Source organism: Natrinema thermotolerans, assembly GCF_031165565.1.
In the GTDB taxonomy this organism is placed as follows: Archaea; Halobacteriota; Halobacteria; order Halobacteriales; family Natrialbaceae; genus Natrinema; species Natrinema thermotolerans.
In genome coordinates this window covers 3,263,220-3,276,501 of sequence record NZ_CP101873.1, presented here as the reverse complement: position 1 = coordinate 3,276,501, position 13,282 = coordinate 3,263,220, and the positions used below count along the sequence as shown (strand labels likewise).

Genomic DNA, 13,282 nt, shown 5'->3' with positions numbered 1-13,282 from the left:
ATATGCATGACTCTCGTTGGTCGAGTCAAGCGTCAGCCGTAGGAAAACGATTTCGTTATTCCCCAGCAGTCGCCCGATCCGTCGAATTCATTCGGATCGTTCGTGACGGTTCGAGTTCCGTTCGGTCGTACGGTCGACGATGGGGAAATACGGTGCCGGCGTCGGACGATCGGTAGTTTTACAATCGGAGTTTCAGTAGGGAAAACTGACTTGCATGACGACGACCGACACCGTCCACGATCGTATCGGGACCGCGCGTGACGACCTCACGACCGGACAACTGCTCGCCGTCTTCGCGTTCGTCGCGGCAGCGACGTTCGCCTTGCTGTTCCTGCAGGAGCCGTTGGCTCACGACGCGATGCATAACTTCCGGCACGCGGCCGGCGTCATCTGTCACTGATGCTCGCCGACTACCTCAAGCGGGGCGTCCTCGCCGGGGCGATCGCGGGGATCGCCTACGGAGCCTACGTGGCGCTGGTCGCGAACCCCCTCGTCGGCTACATGGAGACGCGCGCCGAGGGCGGCGACCACACCCACGCCGGTGAACACGCACACGAGGCGGGTGAACACGCTCAGGCCGCCGGCGAACACGCCCACACGGTCAGCGAGGCGACGACCGCCGCCGTCAGCATCGGCAGCGGCGTTCTCTGGGGGATCCTGCTCGGCGGCGCATTCGCGCTCGCCTTCTACTTCCTCGAGCCGGCGCTGCCCGGCCGCGGACGTGTCAAGGCCTACGTGTTGGCCGCGACCGGCTTCCTGACCGTCTCGGTCGCCCCGTGGCTGGTGCTGCCGCCGACGACGCCCGGGGCCGAACTGGCGTTCGACCCGACGCTGCGAAGCGCGATCTACGCCGGGATGATGGCCGTCGGGGCCGTCGTCGCCGCGGCGTCGGTCTATGGCTACGGTCGCCTGTCTCCCGAGAACCGGCCGCTTGGGGTCGGTGTGGCCGCGGTCCCGATCGTCGCGCTCGTCGCCGTCGCGACGGTGGCGGCACCGACGATCGTCGAGACCGGCGCGCTGTCGGCCGACCTGGTGACCGCGTTCCGCGGACTGACCGTCCTGAGTCAGGCCGCGCTCTGGGCGCTGGTGGCCGCCTGCTTCGGCTGGCTCCAGACGCGGGCCGGCGCGCAGCCGGCAGCCGAGCGCCACGACGACCTGCTGATGAGTCCATGAACGACCGGACCGAGCAACACACCGAACGGCTCGATGCCCACGTCTTCGTCTGTACGAACGACCGGGACGGCGAACACGCAAGCTGTGGTGCGGTCGGTGCCGACGAGACCGCCGCGGCGGTCAAGGAGTGGCTGCGCGAGCGAGATGCCTTCTGGACCGCCGTCTCGGTCAGCGAAACCTCGTGTCTCGGCCTCTGTAGCGAGGACGGGACCGCGATCACGATCCAGCCGCGAAACCGCTGGTACTCGGACGTCTCCCCCGAGGACGTCCCCACGTTGCTCGAGTCGGTCTTCGGGCCGGACGCCGAACGAGTCGGCGAGGCCTGAGCCGGTCCGCCATCCGGATTTCGCGGAACGACGCGACTGTCCTGCGGTAACACCGAAACTGCGACGGCCGCCCGAGTCGGGAACCGAAGATGGCCGGGCACGCAACCGTTTTATCCGTGGTTTGTGATAGCACGCCTAATGCTCACGTGGCCAGACGAAACCATCTACGAGGGGATCGCGACGGTCGCGGCCGAGCGGCCGGAACAGCGGGCCATCGTCTTCGAGGGCGAAACGTGGACGTACGACGACCTGCTCGCCGAGAGCCGCGCGCTCGCGGCCGGCCTCGCCGAACTGGGCGTCTCGGACGGCGATGTCGTCGCCGTCTGGCTCGGGAACCGCCCCGAGTGGATCGCCTGCCAACTGGCGACCTCGATGCTGGGCGCGGCGACCGTCGCGGTCAACACCCGCTACCGGAGCCACGAACTCGAGTACATGCTCGCCGACTCGAGTGCGTCGGTGCTGGTCACCGAGGACGCTCTGCTCGGGCGGGACTACCACGAGATGCTCGAAGCGGCGGTTCCCGAGATCACCGCGGGACCACCCGAGGCGTTCGATCCCGATTCGTTTCCGGCCCTCGAGGCGGTCGTCAGCCTCGAGTCGGCGGCCGAACGCCCGGCGCTGCGTGACTACGACGACGTGGTGGCGACGGGGCGAGCGCGGGGGAGCGACGACGTAGAGCCCGCGTCCGATCCCGCGGCCCCGGCGGCGATCTTCTACACGAGCGGGACCACGAGCGATCCGAAGGGTTGTCTCCAGTCGAGCCGGTCGCTGTTGAACCACTCCGCACACGTCGCGGATCACCTCGGCGTGGATGGGGGCGACGTCGGCGTCGCGACGCTGCCGTTCTGCGGGATCTGGGGCTACAACACGCTGTTCAGCGTTCTCGCGACCGGCGGCACGCTCGTCGCACAGACTCACTTCGACCCCGGTGAGACGATCCGGCTGGTCGACACGTACGACGCCACCTATCTCACCGGGCTGGGCGTGATGTTCGAACGGATGCTCGAGGCCGACGCCTTCGACGCCACGCGGGTCGAGACGATCGACAAAGGCGTGGTGGGGTTCATCAGCAAGGGGTTCGACGAGACGCTGTTCGAGCGCATCGAGTCGACGTTCGGCTTCCCGGTCGTCCAGCCCTACGGCCTCTCGGAGGCCAACAGCCAGCTCTTCGTCGGCGACCCGGTCGACCCCGCCGAGCGGCGCAAACGGGTCGGCGGCCCGCCGATCCATCCGGCGATCGACGCGAAAATCGTCGACCCCGAAACGCGCGCGGAACTGCCGGCCGGCGAGGAGGGCGAACTCGCGATCCGGGGCTACCCGCTGGCCGACGGCTACCTCGACAAGCCCGAGGCGACGGCCGCGGCCTTCGACGAAGCGGGATGGTTCTACACCGGCGACCTCGCTGAGATCGACGCCGACGGCTACGTCTACTACCGCTCGAGACTCGACGACGCCCTGCGGGTCCGGGGCTTTCTCGTCGCGCCCCGCGAGATCGGGGCCGCTGTCGAGGACCACCCCGCCGTCCGCGCCTGCGAGGTCGTCGGCGCGCCCCATCCGCGCCATGGCGAGGTCCCGGTCGCGTTCGTCGTCCCCGCCGATGGCGAGGTCCCGACCGACGACCTCGAGGCGTTCCTCGACGACCGCGTCGCCGACTACAAGGTGCCCGAGGCGGTCGAGGTCGTCGACGAGTTCCCGACGACCGAGGGGCCGAACGGGGAGAAGGTCCAGAAGACCGTCCTCCGGGACCGGGTCCGCGATCGGTTCGAGGCCTGACGTCGCGTTCTCACGGGCGAGGAGTGGGACGCCGCCTCGAGCGGTCGGATCGCCGTCCGAACCTCGCTGTCGGAAAGCGGATCGACGCGTCGGTGAGGAACAGATGCGGCCGTTACGGTCGGCGAGTGTGCCACCGAGCCACGGTATCACATAACGTTTTTCTTCCGACCGAGAGATCATCCCCCAATGGCCCGACTCCTCAGCGACGCGGTGGCACTGACGGAACGCCAGCAGTTGGTTCGGTCCAACATCCGGGAGATCTGCGCGGACTTCGACCGCGAGTACTGGCGTCGACGGGCCGACGAGGGGGCATACCCCAAGGAGTTCGTCGACGCGCTGGCGGATCACGGGTGGATGGGGATCCTGCTCCCCGAGGAGTACGGGGGTGCCGGGATGGGCACTCGAGAGACGGTCGTCATGATGGAGGAGATCGCCGCCAACGGGGGCGGGTTCAGTGCCGCACAGGCGGTCCACGGCGGCGTGTACAACTCCGTGCCGATCGTCGAATACGCCAGCGAGGAGATCAAAGACGACCTCCTCCCCGACGTCGCGGCCGGTGAGACGTCGATCCAGGCGTTCGGCCTCACGGAGCCCAACGCCGGCTCGGACTCGACGGCGATCGAGACGCGCGCGGAAAAAGACGGTGACCAATACGTCATCAACGGCCAGAAGATCTGGACCTCCCGCGTCGACGTCTCCGACTACATCGTCCTCGTCGCGCGGACGACGCCCCTCGCTGACGTCGACAAGCGCACCCGCGGCATCTCGATGTTTCTCGTCGACCTCGCGGACGCCCACGAGCAGGGCGCGCTCGAGATGGAGCCGATCCCCAAATCCGCGAGCGACTTCGTCCACTCGTTCGAACTCTGGTTCGACGACCTGCGAGTCCCGGAATCGAACCTGATCGGCGTCAAGGGCGACGGGTTCTATCAGGTGCTTGATGGCCTCAACGAGGAGCGGCTCGTCATCGCCGCCGAGTGTATCGGGCTGGGCCGGCTGGCGCTCGAGCGGGCCGTCGAGTACGCCACCGACCGCGAGGTGTTCGACCGCCCGATCGGCTCGAATCAGGCGATCCAGCACCCGCTGGCGGAGGCCTACGCGCGCCTGCAGGCGGCGAAGCAACTGACCTACAACGCGGCCGACCGGGCGGCCTCGGACGAGGAGGTGGATCTGGGCGCGTACGCGAACGCGGCGAAGTTCCTCGCGGCCGACGCGGCCTACGAGGCGGCCGACGCGGCGGTCCAGACCCACGGCGGGTTCGGCATCGCCACGGAGTACGACGTCGAGCGCTACTTCCGCGAGGCCCGACTGACCCGGCTGGTGCCGATCACCCAGCAGCTCGCACTGAACTACATCGGCGAGAACGTGCTGGGACTGCCCCGCTCGTACTGATCGACGATTGCGCTCTATCCAAGACAATGACCGACGACAGCGACACCGACGACGCGGACGAATCGACCGACAAACGCCTCGTCGAGGGCTGGCACGGCCGCTACTACGAGGACTTCGCGGTCGGCGACATCTACAAGCACCCCTTCGGCCGGACCGTCACCGAGACGGACAACGTCTGGCTGACCAACGTGACGATGAACGCCAACCCGATGCACTTCAACGAGGCCTACGCCCGAGAGACGGAGTTCGGCGAGCGCCTCGTCAACGGACTCGTCGTCATTGCGACGGCCGTCGGGATGAGCGTCGTCGACGTCTCGGTCAACGCGACGGCCAATCTCGGCTACGACGACGTCCGCCACCACAACCCCGTCTTCCACGGAGACACCCTCTTCGCCGAGAGCGAGGTCCGCTCGAAGCGCGAACTCGAGTCCCGCGACCACGTCGGCATCGTCGAGACCGAACTCCGGGCGTACAACCAGCACGACGACCTCGTCCTCTCGCTCGAGCGGACCCCGATGGTGCTGAAACGGGAACACGCCGAGCCCTCCGCGGCGGAGCCGCCGGGCTGGCCCGAAGGAATCGGCACGCAGCCGGAGGAGCTGTAGATGCTCGCGCTCGAGGATATCACGGTCGTCAGTCTGGAGAGCGGGATCAGCGCACCGCTGTGTACGCGGCTGCTGGGGGACTTCGGCGCGGAGGTGATCAAGGTCGAGCGCCCGGGCGTCGGCGACGTCAACCGCCACTGGGACACGGCCGTCTACGGCGACTCGTCGGCCCACGTCTGGGTCGACCGGAACAAGCTCAGTGTCGAGTTGAACCTGAAAGCCGACGAGGGCCGCGCGGTCTTTCACGAACTGGCCGCCGAGGCCGACGTGATCGTCCAGAACTACTCGCCGGGCGTGGTCGAACGGCTCGGCGTCGGCTACGAAGACGTGACCGAGTACAACGAGGACGCGATCTATCTCAACATCTCGGGCTACGGCCGCGACGGCCCCTACGAGGACCGCAAGGCCTACGACATGGTCATGCAGGGCGAAACCGGTCTCATTCCGATGAACGGCTCGCCCGACGCCCCGGCCAAGATCCCGCTGAGCATCTGTGACATCAACGCCGCGACCTACGGCACGATCTCGACGCTGCTCGCGCTCTTTCACCGCGAGCGCACCGGCGAGGGCCAGGAACTCGACGTCACGATGTTCGGCGGTATCCTCTCGTGGCTCGGCTACTTCCCCCACAAGTACTGGCACACCGACGAGATTCCCGAACGGATCGGGATGCGCCATCACCTGCTGACCCCCTACGGTCCCCACGAGACGGCCGACGACCGGGCCGTCAACTTCGCCATCCTCAGCGAGGCCCATTGGGAACTGCTCTGTACGGACGTCCTCGAGCGCCCCGACCTGCTCGAGGACGAGCGATTCGCGACCAACGAGCAACGCGTCGAAAACCGCGAGACCCTCGAGCCGCTGATCGAGGACCTGATCGCCGACCACCCCCGCGATTACTGGGCCGAACGGCTGGCCGAGGCGGGCATCCCGTGGGGCGACGTCAACCGACTCGACGAGGTCCTCGAGCATCCACAGACCGACCACCTCGATCTCGTCAAGGAGTTCGAGACCGCGGACGGCCCCGTCCCCTACGTCGATACCCCGATCGACTCGAGCGAACTCGAGTTCGCGGCCGAACCGATGCCCGACCTGGGCGAGGACACCGACGACGTCCTCGCGGCGCTGGGCTACTCGAGCGCGGAGATCGAGGAACTGCGCGACGCCGGCGCGATCTGAGCGGCGGCTGGCCGCGCCACGCCCGTGCTCGACGACCGGCCGCAAACCCGACGGATCGGGGCTACGGTTATAGTCCTCCTCGAGAGACGACACGACATGACGGACCCAGACGCGGACGGAGTCGCGGCCGACCTCGCGACGTTCGTGAGTTCGCTTGCCGCCGCCGACGTTCCCGAGGACGCGTTTCGACTCACCGAACGGGCGATCCTCGACACCGTCGGCGTGACCCTCGCGGGCGCGGACGCCGAGGCCGGCGGTATCGCTGCGGCCACGGCAAGCGACGGCCACGGCGAGACGACGGTTCTCGGTCGCGACGACCGACTGCCGCTTTCCGACGCCGTCTTCGTGAACGCGACCGCCGGCCACGCGCTCGACTTCGACGACGTCGCGCTGGCCGCGATGGACGGCCACCCCAGCGTACCGATGGTCGCCCCGCTGCTAGCGGTCGGCGAGCGCGAGGGCGCGAGCGGCCGGGACCTGCTGACGGCCTTCGTCGCCGGCTTCGAGACCCAACACTACCTCTCAGCTCCCATCAGCCCCGGACACTACGAGGGGGGCTGGCACGCCACCTCGACCATCGGCCTGTTCGGTGCCACGGCGGCGGTAGCGAACTTGCTCGATCTCTCGGCCGAACGGACCGCACACGCGCTCTCGATCGCCGCCTCGATGCCGGCCGGTCTGAAGCGCAACTTCGGCTCGACGACCAAGCCGGTCCACGCGGGCCAGGCCGCCCGCTCCGGGACGACCGCAGCCCTGCTCGCCGCCGAGGGCGCGACCGCTGATTCGACGGCGATCGACGGCGAGCGCGGCTTCTTCGACCTCTATCGCGGCGACGGCGAGCCCGACCTGGGGGCCCTGCCCGCCCTCGGCGACCGCTGGTCGATCCTCGAGGACGGCATCGACGTCAAGAAGTATCCGTGCTGTTACTACACCCACGCCGCCATCTACGCGGCGATCGGGCTCGCCGACGAGTACGACCTCGAACCCGACGCGATCGACGACGTGACCGTGACGGCCTCGCAGGGGGCGGCCGACGCCCTGGCCCACGACGACCCCGAGACGGGGCTCGAGGCGAAGTTCTCGATGCCGTACCTGATCGGGCGCGCGATCGCCCGCCGGGACGTCGGACTCGCCGCCTTCGACGCGGCCAATATCGACGAGCCGGCGGTCCAGACCGTCCGCAGGCGGGTCACGTTGACCGTCGACGACGAGCTGGCCTACGACTCCAACGCCGCCCGCGTCGCGGTGACGACCCGCGGCGGCGAGACGTACGAACGCACCCGAGAGCGGCCGCCGGGCACCCACGACGACCCGCTCTCGATGGACGAACTGCGCGAGAAGTTCCGGATGTGTGCCGACCGCGCGCCGGCTGCGGTCGCCACCGACGATACGCTGGCAGCGCTTTCGGACCTGCGATCGGTCGCGGACGTGAGCGATGTCCTCGAGTCGCTTTGATTGCGGACGGCCCCTCGAGCGACCGGGCGCGCCGCTTCGGGACGTTTACCTGTCGGCCGCCCCCACGTCCCGGCAATGACGCTGTACTCGCGGGTCCGCCCCCTCGCGTTCAAACTGCCGGCCGAGACGGCCCACGACCTGGGCAAACGGACGCTCCGGGCGGCCCAGTCGACGCGACCGACGCGGGCGGCGCTCTCGTATGCGTATCGGTACGACGATCCGGCCCTCGAGGTCGACCTGTTCGACGCCACGTTCCCGAACCCGGTCGGCGTCGCCGCCGGCTTCGACAAGAACGCCGAAGTGACCCACGCGCTCGCAGCGCTTGGCTTCGGTTTCGTCGAGATCGGTACCGTCACGCCGTATCCGCAGTCGGGCAACGACCGGCCCCGGCTCTTCCGCCTGCGCGAGGACGAGGGGATGATCAACCGGATGGGCTTCAACGGCCAGGGGATGGAACGGGTCAAATCGCGGCTCGAGGCAGACGGCACGCCCGGGATTCCGCTCGGCGTGAACGTCGGCAAAATGAACTCCTCGAGCGAGCGCGAGGCGATCGAGGACTACCGCCGGGTCTTCGACCGGCTCTCGCCCTTTGCCGACTACGTCGTGGTCAACGTCTCCTGTCCGAACACGCCCGACGAGTTCGACGAGGGATCGCCCGAGCATCTGCGGGCGATCTTCGAGACCCTCGAGGCCGAGAACGGCCGCGATGTCCCGATACTGGTGAAGATCGGCCCCGACGAGCCCGAGGAGTCGATCTTCGATCTCGTCGACATCGTTCAGGAGTTCGGCCTCGACGGCATCGTCGCGACCAACACCTCGACGAGCCGCGAGGGACTCGAGTCGCCCCGGCAGGAGGAGTGGGGCGGGCTCAGCGGCAAGCCGATCACGGACCGCTCGACGGCCGTCATTCGGTCGCTCGCCGAGTACACCGACGGCGATCTGCCGATCGTCGGCGTCGGCGGCGTCGATTCCGCCGAGAGCGCCTACGAAAAGATCCGGGCCGGTGCCTCCCTGGTTCAGTTGTATACCGGGTTCGTCTACCAGGGACCGTCGACCGCGACGCGGATCAACCGGGGCCTGGCCGCGTTGCTCGAGCGCGACGGCTTCTCGTCGGTCGAGGACGCGGTCGGTGCGGACCTCGAGTAAGGGAGAGTCAGTCGGCGGGTTCGGGGTCGTCGATCGCGTCGTCGAGCCCGTGGAGTTCGGCCGGTCCGACGGCTTCGTCGGCCCGCGCTTCGTCGATTTCTCGGCGGTCGGAGCCCTCCCGTTGTGTCTCGACGACCGGCTCGGCGTCGCCGTCGGTCACGGAGAGATACAGCGACCGAAGCTGTTCCGTCTTGTCCGTACCTTCCGTTTCGTCGCCTGCGTCCGTCTGAGAGTCTGAATCGGTCATAGCGGGGTCCCTGTCGGCATCGGAAGGCCGAAACGGGAATATAAACAGGTTGCTACTTTCAGGCACTGAGAATTGTCACGGGAAACGGCCAATTCGACTTCGACGATCGTCGAGGGACAGAGGACGCCGCCTCACTCAGGTATCGACGTCGACACGGGTGCCGTACCCCGACTCACCGACGACGTTGCCGTCCTCGGCGACGATCTCGCCGCGGACGACCGTCGCGACCGCTTTCCCGGTGAAGGACTCGCCGATAAACGGCGTGACGCAGTTTTTGGAGTGGAGTTCGTCGGCGTCCTCGAGCGTCCATTCCCGGTCGGGATCGACGATCGTGAAGTCGGCGTCGGTGCCGACCTGCAGCGACCCCTTCCGGGGGTACATCCCCCAGATCTGAGCGGGCCGGGTCGAGTGGCGGCGGACCCACTCCTCCATCGTGAGTCGGCCCTGATCGACGAACGTGAGCATGACCGGGATTTCGGTCTCGAGGCCGACGAAGCCCGAGATCGCCTCCCACGTATTGCCGAACGGATCGTCGACCTTCTTCTCCTCGGGGGTATGGGGCGCGTGGTCGGTCGCGATGGAGTCGATCGCGCCGTCGTCGATCCCAACCCGCCAGAGTTGCTCGCGTTCCGCGGCGTTTCGGATCGGCGGCTGGATGCGGGCCGGGTTGCCCTTCTCGCGCATCACTTCCTCGGTGAACCAGAGGTAGTGGGGCGTCGTCTCCGCGGTGACGTCGACGCCGCGCTCTTTGCCGCGGGCGACGGCTTCGGCGGCCGAGCCGGAGGAGACGTGGAACATGTGAATCTTCGCGCCGGTCTCCTCGGCGAAGGTAATCATCCGCTCGACGGCCTCGCGTTCGGCGATCACGGGCCGGGAGTGGGAGTGATCGATCGGCTCGTTTCGGCCCTCGGCCTGGAACTTCTCGGTGTAGTGGTCGATGATCTCGCCGTTCTCCTCGTGAAAGCCCAGGCGCTTGCCGGTCTCCTGGATCTTCTCCATCGCCTCTATGATCTCGCCGTCGTTCGGCGGCGGGACGTCCCCGACCGTCGAGCCGAGGAAGATCTTGAACCCGAGCGCGCCGGCCTCGTCGATGTCGGGGATGAGATCGAGGTTTTCCGACGTGACGACCGCGTAGCTCTGGAAGTCGACGTGAGCCGAGGCCTCGCCGCGTTCGAACTTCAACTCGAGGTGGTCGGGTCGGTCGATGACCGGGTCCGTATTGGGCATCCCGACGACGGTCGTCACGCCGCCGGCGGCCGCGGCCCGCGTCGCGGACTCCCAGTCTTCCTTGTACTCGAGGCCGGGCTCGCGGTTGTGGATGTGGCCGTCGACGATACCCGGCACGAGGACGTTGCCCTCGGCGTCGAGGACGCGGTCGGCGTCGGGGAGCCGGTCGCTTCGCCCGACGGCGACGATCTCTCCGTCCTCGACGGCGACGCCCGCGTCGGGCGTCCGCCCGGCGGGCGTGACGACGGTACAGTTGCGCACGACGAGATCGACGGTCATTGCCCGGGGGTTGCCGAGGGCGGCGCATATAGCTTCCCCAAACGGGTCGTCGAGTCGGAGCGACTGAGCGGTCGAGTTAGCGGTTTTCGTCCCGGGCGTCGTCGGGCAGTTCCTCGAGCGCCTGTTCGGCGTCCCGGCATCGCCTGTGCTGGGGCGAGACGATCGCCTCGCCCGACCCCTCGATGCGCTCTTCGGGGTCGTCGACGGCGATCCACTCGCGGAGCCGCGACAGGGCAGTTCGGAGCATACCCGAACCGAGGTACCTGTTGGCCAAAAGTGTATCCCATCCGTCACTTCTTCTGCCGGAAACCGCGCTGTGTCTCCGCTCGAGTGCCGGCAGATCGTCCACGGAAACTATCGATCGGGTCCCGTAAGCACTGCCTTCCGCTCGAGCGGTCGCCGAATCGGCAGGGGTACGAGCGCGATACTAAACAGCGAGGATCCGGTCGCTTCAGGGGATGGACTCCCCAGCGATCCGCGACAGCACGGTACTCGTGACCGGCGGTGCCGGCTTCATCGGCAGCCACCTCGTCGACGCTCTGGTGCCACACAACGAGGTACGAGTCCTCGACGACTTCTCGACCGGCGATCCGGCCCACCTGCCCGACGACGCGACGGTGATCGTGGGCGACGTGGGGGATCCGATCGCCCTACAGGAGGCCGCCCGCGGCGTCGACGTCATCTTCCACCACGCCGCCGTCGTTAGCGTCACCCAGAGCGTCGATAACCCCCGACAGAGCAACCGGACGAACCTCGAGGCCGGACTGCTGGTCTTAGAGCAGGCTCGCCAGGAGGACGCGCGGGTCGTCGTCGCCTCGAGCGCCGCGGTGTACGGCCACCCAGCGGAGTTGCCCGTCTCGGAGGCGGCACCGACCGATCCGACTTCTCCCTATGGCGTCCAGAAACTCGCGCTCGACGAGTACGCCCGCCTCTACGCGGAGTTGTACGACCTCCCGACCGTCGCCCTGCGGTACTTCAACGTCTACGGGCCGCGCCAGCGGGGTCCCTACAGCGGCGTCATTTCGACGTTCCTCGAGCAGGCCCGCGCCGACGAGCCGATTACGATCGAGGGCGACGGCCAGCAGAGCCGCGATTTCGTCCACGTCAGCGACATCGTTCGCGCGAACCTGCGAGCGGCTGTAACCGACGCCGTCGGCGAGGCCTACAATATCGGCACGGGCGAGCGGACGACGATCCGGGAACTCGCCGAAACCGTTCGGGACGCCACCGGCTCGTCCTCGTCGATCGTCCACCGCGAGCCCCGCCCCGGCGATATCAGACACAGCGGTGCCGACACCACGAAAACAGCCCGCGAACTCGGGTTCGAGGCACGAGTGGGCCTCGAGTCGGGGATCCGATCGCTGGTCGAACGCGATACGGGCGTCCCGACCCGCGGAGATCCCGAGAAGGCGGTCGAACTACCCGGCGAGTGACCCGGTGTTCGATAGCTCTCCCTGGCGATGCCATCGACGGGCCGCTCGCGGGAGAACGCGGCCGTCCGAACTGACCGATGTGGCGTCGTCTTGCCGGCGATCTCGAGTGACTACCGACCGTGTTCGTTCCACGGAGAGTCACGCCAGTATCGGATTACCGTCTGAATCCGGAGCGAATCCGGGCTAACCGATCGAAACGTCCGGGCCGGTTTATTCCTCCCGTCGAGCAACGAGTGGCCATATCATGACTAGGGAGTGTCAACCGGAACCCGGCACCGACAGGACTGACGCCCGCCAGCCACCGGGAGAAGCCGATCACCGATGAGACGTCCGACCGGAACCGGTCGAACGCACGGACCGTTCGGTCGACATGAGAGACACCGACGCGACTAACAGCATATGGGTTATAAAAAACGACTTGTGAGACGGTCACGAGGGTATCGGACATGAACCATCGAAATACAGCATCTCGGGGGGCATGACTATCCGACGACGGGCGTCCGCGGTCGTCGATGCGTTCGAATCGTCGACCAACGGGGCGGTTGCGACGACGGTCGGGTTCGGGTTCCGACCCGAGGTTTCGCGAGCCGCTGAACCGCTCCAACTAGAGGGAAACGCACACCTTGCGGCTCTCGTCGGGATGGTTGCACTCGCACTGCTCGGTGGCGTACTCGTCGCTCGGAACCGATACGACGGTCCAGAGACCGGTCACGAGACGGAGCCCGATCGGGAGGAGTTCGTCACCGACCGAGAGCGGGTCCGACAGTTGCTCCGGGCCAATGGGGGTCGAATGAAGCAATCGAACATCGTCGACTCCGTCGACTGGTCGAAAGCGAAGGTCAGTCGGCTGCTCGCCGATCTCGAGGAGGACGGCCAGATCACGAAACTGCGCCTCGGTCGGGAGAACCTCGTTTGTCTTCCCGGACACGAACCGACCGCGTCGAAATCGCCCGAACAGGCCGGCGATGACTAGCGCGGCCACCGTTCCTATCAGCAATCGTTGATTTCGGAATCAGAACGAGAGACTGAATTCGCCACTGTTGGGCC

General features: G+C 67.4%; 14 protein-coding genes. 11 read left to right on the top strand and 3 right to left on the bottom strand.

Going from position 1 to position 13,282, the window contains the following annotated elements:
• The first annotated feature begins 214 nt into the window (after positions 1-214).
• The 9 genes from NP511_RS16785 (at position 215) to NP511_RS16745 (ending at position 9,049) form a co-directional block, all read left to right on the top strand.
• A complete protein-coding gene (locus NP511_RS16785) occupies positions 215-400 on the top strand; it encodes a CbtB domain-containing protein (RefSeq protein ID WP_006179558.1) in 186 nt (61 codons plus the stop codon).
• Complete coding sequence (locus NP511_RS16780) at positions 400-1,173, top strand: CbtA family protein (protein ID WP_049966378.1); 774 nt, start codon at positions 400-402, stop codon at positions 1,171-1,173. Before NP511_RS16785 ends, NP511_RS16780 begins: the two co-directional genes overlap by 1 nt.
• A complete protein-coding gene (locus tag NP511_RS16775) occupies positions 1,170-1,499 on the top strand; it encodes a (2Fe-2S) ferredoxin domain-containing protein (protein WP_006650396.1) in 330 nt (109 codons plus the stop codon). The genes NP511_RS16780 and NP511_RS16775 overlap by 4 nt, the downstream gene beginning before the upstream one ends.
• Before the next feature lie 138 nt (positions 1,500-1,637).
• Complete coding sequence (locus tag NP511_RS16770) at positions 1,638-3,272, top strand: class I adenylate-forming enzyme family protein (protein ID WP_049966377.1); 1,635 nt, start codon at positions 1,638-1,640, stop codon at positions 3,270-3,272.
• A gap of 186 nt (positions 3,273-3,458) precedes the next feature.
• Positions 3,459-4,664: an acyl-CoA dehydrogenase family protein gene (locus tag NP511_RS16765; protein ID WP_049966376.1), complete on the top strand. Its 1,206-nt coding sequence runs from the start codon at positions 3,459-3,461 to the stop codon at positions 4,662-4,664.
• A gap of 26 nt (positions 4,665-4,690) precedes the next feature.
• Positions 4,691-5,269, top strand: coding sequence for a MaoC family dehydratase (locus NP511_RS16760; protein ID WP_049966375.1), 579 nt, complete (start codon positions 4,691-4,693; stop codon positions 5,267-5,269).
• Positions 5,270-6,448, top strand: a complete 1,179-nt coding sequence (locus tag NP511_RS16755; protein ID WP_049966374.1) for a CaiB/BaiF CoA transferase family protein — start codon at positions 5,270-5,272, stop codon at positions 6,446-6,448. It abuts the gene before it with no gap.
• A 96-nt stretch (positions 6,449-6,544) separates the two neighbouring features.
• Complete coding sequence (locus tag NP511_RS16750) at positions 6,545-7,903, top strand: MmgE/PrpD family protein (RefSeq protein WP_049966373.1); 1,359 nt, start codon at positions 6,545-6,547, stop codon at positions 7,901-7,903.
• A 75-nt stretch (positions 7,904-7,978) separates the two neighbouring features.
• Positions 7,979-9,049, top strand: a complete 1,071-nt coding sequence (locus NP511_RS16745) for a quinone-dependent dihydroorotate dehydrogenase (protein ID WP_049966372.1) — start codon at positions 7,979-7,981, stop codon at positions 9,047-9,049.
• 7 nt (positions 9,050-9,056) lie between these two features.
• On the opposite strand, the gene NP511_RS16740 is transcribed toward NP511_RS16745, so the two are convergent.
• The 3 genes from NP511_RS16740 to NP511_RS16730 form a co-directional block, all read right to left on the bottom strand.
• Positions 9,057-9,296: a hypothetical protein gene (locus tag NP511_RS16740; RefSeq protein ID WP_049966371.1), complete on the bottom strand. Its 240-nt coding sequence runs from the start codon at positions 9,294-9,296 to the stop codon at positions 9,057-9,059.
• 135 nt (positions 9,297-9,431) lie between these two features.
• Positions 9,432-10,802, bottom strand: coding sequence for an allantoinase AllB (allB, locus tag NP511_RS16735; protein ID WP_049966370.1), 1,371 nt, complete (start codon positions 10,800-10,802; stop codon positions 9,432-9,434).
• 76 nt (positions 10,803-10,878) lie between these two features.
• Positions 10,879-11,049, bottom strand: a complete 171-nt coding sequence (locus NP511_RS16730; protein WP_006650386.1) for a hypothetical protein — start codon at positions 11,047-11,049, stop codon at positions 10,879-10,881.
• 211 nt (positions 11,050-11,260) lie between these two features.
• On the opposite strand from NP511_RS16730, the gene NP511_RS16725 reads away from it, so the two are divergent.
• Both NP511_RS16725 and NP511_RS16720 read left to right on the top strand, forming a co-directional pair.
• The gene (locus NP511_RS16725; RefSeq protein WP_049966369.1) at positions 11,261-12,235 is read left to right on the top strand and encodes an NAD-dependent epimerase/dehydratase family protein; all 975 of its coding nucleotides are present in this window, start codon (positions 11,261-11,263) and stop codon (positions 12,233-12,235) included.
• Between the two features lie 478 nt (positions 12,236-12,713).
• Entirely contained in the window at positions 12,714-13,208 is a 495-nt protein-coding gene (locus NP511_RS16720; RefSeq protein ID WP_049966368.1) for a helix-turn-helix transcriptional regulator, read from the top strand.
• Positions 13,209-13,282 lie beyond the last annotated feature (74 nt).

What these genes read in the sequence shown, in the direction of transcription:
- NP511_RS16780 (WP_049966378.1), top strand. Translation starts at nt 400, where the DNA reads ATGCTCGCCGACTACCTCAAGCGGGGCGTCCTCGCCGGGGCGATCGCG.
- NP511_RS16755 (WP_049966374.1), top strand. Translation starts at nt 5,270, where the DNA reads ATGCTCGCGCTCGAGGATATCACGGTCGTCAGTCTGGAGAGCGGGATC.
- NP511_RS16760 (WP_049966375.1), top strand. Translation starts at nt 4,691, where the DNA reads ATGACCGACGACAGCGACACCGACGACGCGGACGAATCGACCGACAAA.
- NP511_RS16775 (WP_006650396.1), top strand. Translation starts at nt 1,170, where the DNA reads ATGAACGACCGGACCGAGCAACACACCGAACGGCTCGATGCCCACGTC.
- NP511_RS16740 (WP_049966371.1), bottom strand. Translation starts at nt 9,296, where the DNA reads ATGACCGATTCAGACTCTCAGACGGACGCAGGCGACGAAACGGAAGGT.
- allB (WP_049966370.1), bottom strand. Translation starts at nt 10,802, where the DNA reads ATGACCGTCGATCTCGTCGTGCGCAACTGTACCGTCGTCACGCCCGCC.
- NP511_RS16770 (WP_049966377.1), top strand. Translation starts at nt 1,638, where the DNA reads ATGCTCACGTGGCCAGACGAAACCATCTACGAGGGGATCGCGACGGTC.
- NP511_RS16745 (WP_049966372.1), top strand. Translation starts at nt 7,979, where the DNA reads ATGACGCTGTACTCGCGGGTCCGCCCCCTCGCGTTCAAACTGCCGGCC.
- NP511_RS16750 (WP_049966373.1), top strand. Translation starts at nt 6,545, where the DNA reads ATGACGGACCCAGACGCGGACGGAGTCGCGGCCGACCTCGCGACGTTC.
- NP511_RS16725 (WP_049966369.1), top strand. Translation starts at nt 11,261, where the DNA reads ATGGACTCCCCAGCGATCCGCGACAGCACGGTACTCGTGACCGGCGGT.
- NP511_RS16720 (WP_049966368.1), top strand. Translation starts at nt 12,714, where the DNA reads ATGACTATCCGACGACGGGCGTCCGCGGTCGTCGATGCGTTCGAATCG.
- NP511_RS16785 (WP_006179558.1), top strand. Translation starts at nt 215, where the DNA reads ATGACGACGACCGACACCGTCCACGATCGTATCGGGACCGCGCGTGAC.
- NP511_RS16765 (WP_049966376.1), top strand. Translation starts at nt 3,459, where the DNA reads ATGGCCCGACTCCTCAGCGACGCGGTGGCACTGACGGAACGCCAGCAG.
- NP511_RS16730 (WP_006650386.1), bottom strand. Translation starts at nt 11,049, where the DNA reads ATGCTCCGAACTGCCCTGTCGCGGCTCCGCGAGTGGATCGCCGTCGAC.